The organism is Dehalococcoidia bacterium (genome assembly GCA_028711995.1).
Classification (GTDB): domain Bacteria; phylum Chloroflexota; class Dehalococcoidia; order SZUA-161; family SpSt-899; genus JAQTRE01.
This window is the reverse complement of the sequence record JAQTRE010000120.1, coordinates 1-8,876: the sequence shown is the minus strand read 5'-3', so window position 1 is coordinate 8,876 and position 8,876 is coordinate 1. Positions and strand designations below refer to the sequence as shown.

At 51.7% G+C, this 8,876-nt stretch carries 12 protein-coding genes; 3 read left to right on the top strand and 9 right to left on the bottom strand.

From position 1 onward, the window contains the following. Window positions 1-140 precede the first annotated feature (140 nt). The gene (locus tag PHV74_12880) at window positions 141-305 is read left to right on the top strand and encodes a hypothetical protein (protein MDD5095252.1); all 165 of its coding nucleotides are present in this window, start codon (window positions 141-143) and stop codon (window positions 303-305) included. 90 nt (window positions 306-395) lie between these two features. Here PHV74_12880 and PHV74_12875 read toward each other — a convergent pair whose 3' ends face one another. The 4 genes from PHV74_12875 to PHV74_12860 all read right to left on the bottom strand — a co-directional run bounded on the left by PHV74_12875 (window position 396) and on the right by PHV74_12860 (window position 1,855). Next, the gene (locus PHV74_12875; protein MDD5095251.1) at window positions 396-692 is read right to left on the bottom strand and encodes a GAF domain-containing protein; all 297 of its coding nucleotides are present in this window, start codon (window positions 690-692) and stop codon (window positions 396-398) included. A 281-nt stretch (window positions 693-973) separates the two neighbouring features. Continuing rightward, on the bottom strand, window positions 974-1,186 hold the full coding sequence (locus tag PHV74_12870; GenBank protein MDD5095250.1) for a dodecin family protein: 213 nt from the start codon (window positions 1,184-1,186) through the stop codon (window positions 974-976). Between the two features lie 117 nt (window positions 1,187-1,303). Further along, window positions 1,304-1,519, bottom strand: a complete 216-nt coding sequence (locus PHV74_12865; GenBank protein MDD5095249.1) for a dodecin family protein — start codon at window positions 1,517-1,519, stop codon at window positions 1,304-1,306. 120 nt (window positions 1,520-1,639) lie between these two features. Continuing rightward, window positions 1,640-1,855 (bottom strand): dodecin family protein, encoded by a 216-nt coding sequence (locus tag PHV74_12860; protein MDD5095248.1) that lies wholly within the window; start codon window positions 1,853-1,855, stop codon window positions 1,640-1,642. A gap of 396 nt (window positions 1,856-2,251) precedes the next feature. Here PHV74_12860 and PHV74_12855 point away from each other — a divergent pair, with 396 nt between their 5' ends. Beyond that, window positions 2,252-3,265 carry an MFS transporter gene (locus PHV74_12855; GenBank protein MDD5095247.1) on the top strand — a complete coding sequence of 338 codons (1,014 nt, stop codon included), beginning with the start codon at window positions 2,252-2,254 and terminating at the stop codon, window positions 3,263-3,265. Window positions 3,266-3,324: 59 nt separating this feature from the next. Here the strand turns inward: PHV74_12855 and PHV74_12850 are convergent, their stop codons facing one another. From PHV74_12850 to PHV74_12830, 5 genes are all read right to left on the bottom strand, one after another. Beyond that, a complete protein-coding gene (locus tag PHV74_12850; GenBank protein MDD5095246.1) occupies window positions 3,325-4,080 on the bottom strand; it encodes a class I SAM-dependent methyltransferase in 756 nt (251 codons plus the stop codon). A 26-nt stretch (window positions 4,081-4,106) separates the two neighbouring features. Continuing rightward, complete coding sequence (locus PHV74_12845) at window positions 4,107-4,586, bottom strand: NUDIX domain-containing protein (protein MDD5095245.1); 480 nt, start codon at window positions 4,584-4,586, stop codon at window positions 4,107-4,109. 9 nt (window positions 4,587-4,595) lie between these two features. Continuing rightward, window positions 4,596-5,351 carry a DUF169 domain-containing protein gene (locus PHV74_12840; GenBank protein MDD5095244.1) on the bottom strand — a complete coding sequence of 252 codons (756 nt, stop codon included), beginning with the start codon at window positions 5,349-5,351 and terminating at the stop codon, window positions 4,596-4,598. 92 nt (window positions 5,352-5,443) lie between these two features. Next, window positions 5,444-7,108: an AarF/ABC1/UbiB kinase family protein gene (locus PHV74_12835; protein MDD5095243.1), complete on the bottom strand. Its 1,665-nt coding sequence runs from the start codon at window positions 7,106-7,108 to the stop codon at window positions 5,444-5,446. Between the two features lie 190 nt (window positions 7,109-7,298). Beyond that, a complete protein-coding gene (locus PHV74_12830) occupies window positions 7,299-7,787 on the bottom strand; it encodes an Hsp20/alpha crystallin family protein (GenBank protein ID MDD5095242.1) in 489 nt (162 codons plus the stop codon). Between the two features lie 271 nt (window positions 7,788-8,058). On the opposite strand from PHV74_12830, the gene PHV74_12825 reads away from it, so the two are divergent. Then, window positions 8,059-8,876, top strand: an 818-nt coding sequence (locus tag PHV74_12825; GenBank protein ID MDD5095241.1) for a 2-oxo acid dehydrogenase subunit E2, incomplete at its 3' end; no start/stop codon positions are given.

Here is an 8,876-nt window from a genome sequence, read left to right as displayed (position 1 = left end):
ACGAGGTTTACTCTTCTACCGCCTGATGGAGCAGGCAATAGCTTGTGCCCCCGTGCCGCGTCAAATGATCGTAGGAGGCCATCCACAACATATGGTATATGGTTGAGTAAAGTGCATACCCACTTACCGAATATTAGGGCATGAGGAGTTTCGAAACCTCTGTGGGATATCGGTGGCCTATCTGTATGACCTTGCGCCAGAGGAATGTCCGGCTGGGCCTGGGCAAGACGTTCACCAAGACCAAGCCCTCGACTCGGATCGGGGGGTTGGCCCGTTCCCCGATCCGAGTCGAGGGCAAGCACTGAAAGAAGAATCCGACAGACCTTTTTCAATGGTCTCCTTAAGACAGGCAATCACGGCCATCGTGAGCCGAGCAAAACTCCATCGACATGCTGTCAGCGGCGTCCCGACAGACGTGGCGGCCAAAGCCCCATAGCCGCGTGCCATTCCAATAACTCCCGGCTCAACTGATCCTTGTCTTGTCGGACAGACTCGTAGAGTCTGGCATTCTCCAATGCAATAGCGCCCAGATTGGCAACTGCTCCCACAAAATGGATATCATCTACGGTAAAGTGGCATCGCTCTGCAGAATCCTCAAGGGCATTCAGTTTTGCCTCAAATTTGACCCAGGGTTCGGTTTCACTCTCCTGTGAGATATTCGTCCCTGCTGAATTGACAGACCTCAGAGACAAATATAGGAATAAACACCGCAAGATACACACAATACACAGGGAAAGACGGCTTGGGGACAGCAAACCAATTGAAATGCGGTTGAATGCGCTACCTGAAGAAAGGTGGCGCATTCAACTGTTCGCCGAGCCTAATTCATGGGGACCACGCTGGCACTTATATAACCTGGGTGGGCTCTGACCAAGTGCTCCTCAATCCTAAAACCTTCGGATGCAGACATCCTGCGCTACTTGTTCAAGATTTGCCTAAGTAAAAAGAAAGCGTACAAGGCCGGGGAGGTTTATTACTTGCCTTCGTACTTGAAGGAGACTTTCACCTTTGCTCGATAGGCAATAACCTTGCCACTATCGAGCTGCATATCCAACTCAACAATTTCTGCTATACGAAGATCGCGCAGACTTTTGGAAGCCATTTCAACGGCGCTTGCAGCAGCTTTCTCCCAAGACTCGGCGCTGGTTCCCACTAATTCGACGATCTTATAAACACTCTCTGCCATTTTGCCTCCTTCCATAAATCATATTCGATTGCTTGTGGATCATTTCAAACGGGATGACATGTCAGCAATAAGTCCGCATACGTCTCTTGGGTGAGCGATCGGCAGGACAAGCGCAGTCTATTTTTTCTCCTCATACTTGAAGGAGACCTTCACCCTTGCTCGATAGCTGATGATATTCCCGTTGTCCAGCTGCACATCTAACTCGACAACTTCAGCAACGCGAAGACCACGCAGACTTTTCGATGCCATCTCAACGGCAGCCTCAGCAGCCTTTCCCCAGGATTCGGTGCTGGTCCCCACCAGTTCAATCACATTGTAGCTACTGCCTGCCATTCTGCGCTCCTTTTCTCCGACCGGATCTACTGATTCTTCCTCCAGCCTGATTGAGAGGGTTTGTCTTCATGAATTCGCACTCGCATAACTCATGAAGATACGGCAAGGGTTGTTCACCGGCTAATCCTTGCCCTCGTACTTGAAGGAGATTTTTACCTTCGCGCGATAGGCGATGACGTTGCCGCCATCAAGCTGCATATCCAACTCTACAACTTCGGCAATGCGAAGATCGCGCAGACTTTTCGATGCCATCTCAACGGCACATGCAGCTGCCCTTTCCCAGGACTCAGTGCTAGTCCCCACCAGCTCGACGATTTTGTAAACACTCTCTGTCATCTTTGCCTCCTTTCATACGATCAAATTTTGTGATTCCTCGACCATCCATCTGTGGGTAGCCTATTTTAGGCTTATCTGTGCGAAAAGTCAATACTTTTGCCGAGTCTACGGAAGGGCTTTGGTAGTGGTGGGGATTGCCACAACAGGCGATCCCTTCTTGGAGAGAACCGCCATAGGTCTTTTGGGCTCACCTTCCAGCGAACTGAATCTGGAGACTTGCTTCCCGGCCAGCTGAGGATGTAATATCAGACTTTAGAGCCTTCACAGGGGCAAAATTTTATCAAGAAATGGATTACCTTTCTCGCATAATTCATGCTTCGTTTCCCGTTCGCCTGGCTCTGGTGAGCTTTTTCTTTAACCTTTCCATAGAAGCATCGATCATATTCCTGCCACTCCGTGCCAATAGCCTGGGGGCATCGAATCTCGAGGTGGGTCTTATCGGGGCTGCATGGGACATCCTATTTTCTGTCCTCTCTCATATTCGGCAGGCAATCGGATATGCGAGGCCGGTTGGTCTTTATCCGTACTGGCCTGGGATTGGCGTCAGTTGCCTACCTGCTGCAAATTATCGCCTCAGGCCCAATTACATTACTGATGACCAGGGCTGCCGTTGGGTTCTGCCTTGGCATTGCCTCTCCGGCTGTTATGGCCTATGTCTACGAGGCTCAGGGGCGCGTTGGCAATTTTGCTTCTTATGGCTCCCTGGGATGGCTTTTCGGGGCGCTCCTGGCGGCGCTGCTCAGAAACTACGAAAGCCTGTTTTTCAGCAGCGCGGTGGCTTCAGCACTTGCTTTCTTGATGGCGCTGACCCTGAGTGAAAGAGGGTTCATCCGCAGCCGAGCAGCGGCTTTTCCATTCGCGGCAGCCCGGGCGGATCGCAAACTCTATTTTGCCTTCTTTCTCAGGCAAATTGGCGCATACGCGGTCTGGTCGATCTTTCCGCTGTATTTGGTGAGCATAGGCGCCAGCAAGCTGTGGGTCGCTATCCTTGACGCCATCAACATGGGCGGCCAATTCATCATCATGCGATATATCGAGAGGTTCAACGCGGCGAAAATATTCACCCTCGGCCTGATTACTTCCGCGTTTGCATTTGCTATATATGGCATCGCTAATCATTATCTGCAGATCATTCCAGTGCAGATAATGCTGGCGTTATCATGGTCCTGTCTCTTTGTTGGCGCCATGAGCTTCTTACTCAAAAGGAGTTTGGAGCATGGGACTGCTGCCGGCCTTCTTTATTCCTCAATGTACTCTTCTGCCGGCATTGGCCCTGGTATTGGAGGGGCCCTATCTCAGGCTTGGGGATTTTCGAGTGTGATGTTATTTGGTTCCGCGATGACCTTCATTGGCTTCCTGTCATCGCGAGGTTTGGCTAAAACGGAAGGGAAACCTGACCTCAAAGAGTAAGAAACTCATTCGCCATCGGGAATGCTCTCACAAGGCGATGATCTTGTAAACACGGCAACTCATGGCCTCGCGATCTGCCCTAGATAGAGTTCCGTCACTCCATGCACTTCCATCAGACCATTCGAACTGAAGCTGCTAAAGACCCTTCTGGCTGCCCGCTCGAAGTTTTCGTACAAAGGGGTGCCTTCATCCGGAGCGTAGGCAAATGAAGAGAGCGCGCCGATGAATCTTTCCCACGTTTGCTGCGTGGTAAAAGGGAAGGTCCACTTGCGAAAATAATCCCCTCCGAAGTAGAACTTGACGGGTCTGCCTTCCGGTTGCCTGGCACGCGATGTATCCAATCCTTTCTCCTCAATCAACCGTTTCCACAGTGCGTCAATCACTGCATAGTCGGTTGCCCAGTTCCATAAAGCCGCCAACCATCCATCCGGCTTCAGTATCCGCAGGAATTCTTTTCGGGTCGGCTCAGGATCAAACCAGTGCAGGGCTTGTCCCACCGCTATCAAATCAATGGAGCTATCCGATAGCGTCGTCGCTTCGGCCTGACCCTCAATAACGCTACAGGAAGGAGGGGAGCCCAGTTTTCTGGCTGCCACCTGTCTCATGTCCGAATTGGGCTCAACAGCAAAAACCTGCGCCACTTTGCCAACAAAATGCTTGGTGAGCTTTCCGGTTCCCGCCCCTATATCCGCCACAGAAGATTGGCTTGAAATGCGGGTCGTATCGAAAATGGCCTGAATGGCTTCAGGATGATAGTCCCATCGATATCGGGAGTACTTCTTGGCCTTGTGAGAATATGCGCTGTGTGTATCCATATTCTTTCTCTCCATCCAAAGCGCTCTTACTTCACGATCAGGCGGCCGATAAATTGTCGCAAGTCTTCCAGCGATTCATGATGGTGCGGGGGTATATCCGGCAAGGCATCCAGGGGAAAGAAACGAGCGTCCACCGTCTCTTCGGTGTTTGTCTGCAACTCTCCTGTCCATTGATCGACACAGAAAACCAGCACAAACCTTTGATATTCGTCCCCGTACATATTGGTGTAATCAAACCTTGGCTCTGTGTGAAGCGCGATCGGTGTGGCGGAAATTACCGTTAGCCCGGATTCTTCGCTGACTTCCCTCCTCAGACAATCCATGACCGACTCCCCCAGCTCGATGCTGCCCGCAGGCAAGCCCCAGGTTCTGTTATCGCGTCTCTGGACAATGAGCACTTGCCCCTGATCGTCCCGGACAATGGCCCTCGTCACCGGGATGATGAGCCTGGCTTTGCCCACATATTTGCGCAGCCAGCCAACATATGAATCTTCAAAATTCCCCATCTGACTCCTCTAACCCGTTGGATTGATTCTCTTTCTGACAGCCGCCCAAGATTTGGTGATCAGGAAACTCTCCCCCATATTAGAGATCATTTCCTCGAATCGCTTCATGGGAACGGCAAAAGTAAGCATATCCTGAGGAACAGAAGGCCGCGCCGAAACATCGAACATCCCCAGGATGCATCTCGGGCGGGCGAATTTCGATTCTACCAGGGGATAGTTCACAATTGAAGAGCACCCCGATCCGAAAGGCGCGATAACGCCCTGAGCATCAGCCGCATCAAAGTTCGCCAGAGTGAAAAGGCCTGATAGAACATCTGCTGCGGCAAAAAAGATGACCGCCAGCGGGTTTTCTGCTGCTGCCAGCTTATCCCAGCGCTTGAACACCAGATACTGGCCCGGCGCCTCGAAAGGGGGATGGTTTTTGAGGTGCTCTTTCACCAGTTCGGGCGATTTCTTGTACCTTTCTCCTTCCATCTGCCCCGGTATGCCGCAGGAAAGGAAGTACTCGAAATTCGGCCGCAGCTTTTGGAGGAAACCGGTATACCGTTTGCCGCCCGGGCATCCCGGACTTTTGGCATCGTAGACAAAGGCATGCCCTTCCCGCACACGGTTCAGGTTACCGATCAGACACATGTGCTCATTCTTGGTATCGCTCAGGTCGTTCCCGGATACTTCATCGGTATAGAAAAACGCGATTGGTAATTCCGTCTCGCCAAAATACGTCCTCCACTGGCTCAAAAATAGCTCTTTCAGTTGCTTTTCCATTTCAGCCTCCTCAAACGTTTTGGGATTTGGTCTGAACCCTTTTGCTGGAATCGGATTGTCTGGCTGCTGATGCAGTCGGACGGAAAGGAGAGTTATCGGCGACCTCGCAACCAGATTGCCATAGCCAACGCGAAGCCGAGCACAACGGCCAGAAGATAGCCAACCAGCGCCAGGATCGGCATACTGCCCACACGAGGAGATGCTCCGGCCATCACGATCACCGACGAGGAGACCAGCAATGCCGCGATGATGATGGTCAGCGACATGCGATTCGAGACCCGATTCAAGGTCTCGCGCATGGGTTCGAGCCCCTTATGTTCGAATTCGATCTTGAGCCGGCCCTTTCTGATCTCGCGCAGAATGATGGCCGCATCGTAAGGCAGGTCTCTGACCATATCCAGAGAATCGGTCAACCAGAAGTAAAACTCGTGCGGTGTACGGAGGGGATTCACCTTCTGGGTGAGAACCTTGCGGGCATACGGTGCGCCAAGATCCATGAGGTTGAAATCGGCATGGAGTGCCTGGGCGACTTCCTCCAGAACAGCGATGCTCTTGGTTACCCAGATGAGCTGGGGCCGAAATCTCCCTCCATGCAAGATGACCACTCGCATCATGGAGAAGAGCATCATGGCAAACAGCAGATCGCTGGCGGCACGGTCCCTGTACTCGGTGATAATAGCTGCAATGGATGGCTCCATCTCTTCGGCCGGCACCACTTCATCAGATTCCATCAGCTCATTGAGTGCACGGGCCACTCGCCTTTCGTCGCGGGATGAAATAAAGTAGACTAGCTTTGCCAGTCGCTCTCGATCTCTCGTGGACAGGGTGGCCATCATGCCGAAGTCCATCAAGCCGATGACATTTCCCGGCAAAACTACAAGGTTTCCGGAATGCGGATCGGCATGGAAGAAACCGTGCTGAAAGGTTGCCTTGAGCCCGATGACCGCCCCGCGTTTGGCGACTAACTGCAGATCGTACCCCGCATCGATGAGGTCTTGAGTATCTGATATATTGATGCCGTGCAGGTACTCCATGGTGATAACCCGTCGGGTGCAAAGCTCCGGATATAGATCGGGGACGTGAACCGTCTCATCGCGGTGGAAGTTTTGCGCAAAACGGCGCATATTGTTGGCTTCCGTGCGGAAATCGAGTTCGTTCCTGATCTGCTCGGCGAATTCTTCCACCAGCCCAATGGGATTAAGAAAATAGAGCGTCTGTGAATAGCGCTCGGCCAGGGACGCCATAGTGCGCATGATACCGATATCCGTCTCAGTGGCCCCCACAATTCCCGGCCGCTGTACTTTTATTGCCACCAGTTTATGCTGCAGCACGGCACGATGAACCTGAGCCAGTGATCCCGCCGCCAGCGGCGTGTCTTCGAAGCTATCGAATATCTCGGAAATCGGCTTGCCTAGCTCAGACTCAATAATGCCTTTGATGACGTCTGATGGAACGAAATGGACCGCCGATCGCAGCTTTTTGAGTTCGGCGATAATCTCCGGCGGCGCTATGTCAGGACGCGTGCTGATCACCTGGCCTAATTTGACATAGGTTGGTCCCAGTTCTTCAAGAGCCAGGCGGAGCCGCTGCGGAGCCGTAAGCTGAGGAGGGATGACATCCCTTCGGAGTATGCGCCTCTCGGCAACGCGCATTCGAGTCAGGACTTCACCAAATCCGTGTTTGACAAACACATTGACGACCTGCTCGAAACGCCTCAAGCGCCTATAGCCGGTGCGTGGTGTTATGGGTCCTGGCATTGCCTTATCTCAGTTGGCCTTTTCGCATTGAACACTGTCGCTCATGTTCCCCATCGTCGACGAAATGACTCGTATATCAAAAAGGGTGGCGGTGGTTAGAACGAAGGGACGCGCCGTGTATCTCATTCCAGCAGAATCGCTCTGCTGAAAGCGTGACGGAAAAGCTTATTATCTCTCTGAGGTTGGAGGATCAGGCTGTTCCTTTCTTGGGCGTTATGGTGATCTTTTCCGCTTTTGTCTCCAGTGCCTTGTGGAAAGTGATGTAGAGTACACCTTCCTCATAAACAGCTTCAACATTCTTGGCGTCTACATCTGAAGGAATCTCTACCGAGCGGTAGAAACTGCCATAAGTGATTTCACTCCGATAGCAGTTCGCCTCTTCGACGCCGCTTTCGGGCTGTTTTTCCCCTTTGATCACCAGCATATCATTAGAAACCGATACGTCAATGTCTTCAAGTTTCATACCGGGGAGTTCAACCTTGACCACAAAGGCATCCCCTTTCTCATAGACATCTATCGAGGGAGCCCATTCCTTCATCTCCTGCGGAATCCGCTCCCAGATATCTCGTAGGAAGGGCCGTGCAATGTCATCCTCGAAACGGCGACGCATCTCGTCCAGCTCCCTGAGAGGGCGCAAGGGTGTCTGACCTCGGCGGGGTCTCCATCTTTCTGCTGACATAGCTGACCTCCTCTTTTTGTATTCTTCCTGATCGACCGTGGCGTAGTGGTATAATTATAAGGTAATGGGGCGTAGAATACCATACCTCCGGCAGATTTAAATCGATCAGATAGGCTATCCTCTGATGCATGAGTGTCGGCATGAGCCTTGACTTCTACCGGCCGAGTGACTAAGCTAGGTCACAAGGCCAGTCCGTCAGCGCTATGCGCAGGGAGCATTGTGCCTGATACTTGTTCGCAATGTAGATCAAATGAGATCGAAGAGGGATGCGATGGATGATATCGGAACCTATGAAGAGCGGATATTCCCTGCGTTTCGCAATCCAACACTTGATACTTTGGATTTGGGGAAGAAGAAGCACCATATTCCACTCTTTCTGGAAGTTGATGTAACCAAGGCTCGCGAGTATATGCGTGAGTTCAAAGCAAAAACGGGTGAGGGACTCTCCTTCAGCGGCTGGGCAATGACGTGCATAGGTCAGGCAGTGAGTGAGCACAAACATATCCAAGCGATGCGAAAGGGAAACAAGCGCCTCATTCTATTTGACGATGTGGATATCTCCGTTGTAGTGGAAAGGTCTGTTGGTCATAGTGACAGTTCTTCAGAAACACTACCAATGCCCTACGTGGTTAGAAGAGCGAACAAAAAGACGGTCAAAGAAATTAGTGACGAGATACGATCAGCTCAAAAACAATCGCTCGTGGGCGGAGAGGTACAACTTGGGACGCGTCGAAATGCATATCTTACAAAGGCTTTCACTTTGATGCCACGGTTTGTTAGGAACCTACTTGTCTGGCGAAGATTGACCAAAGACCCCTTCTTTGCCAAGAAAATGATGGGGACGGTCGTGGTTACGTCTGTGAGCACCACCGATAAATACGGCGGCCATGGGTGGGGCATTCCCATTGGTATCCATCCTGTGGTTTTTGCTCTGGGCACCATTGCCAGGAAACCAGGAGTTGCGGGAGAGGAGATCACAATCCGAGAATATATGACTATGACCGTTCTGTTTGACCACGATGTTACTGATGGTGCTCCAGTGTTTCGTTTTGTTCGGCGGTTAAACGAATTACTTGAGAACGGTTACGG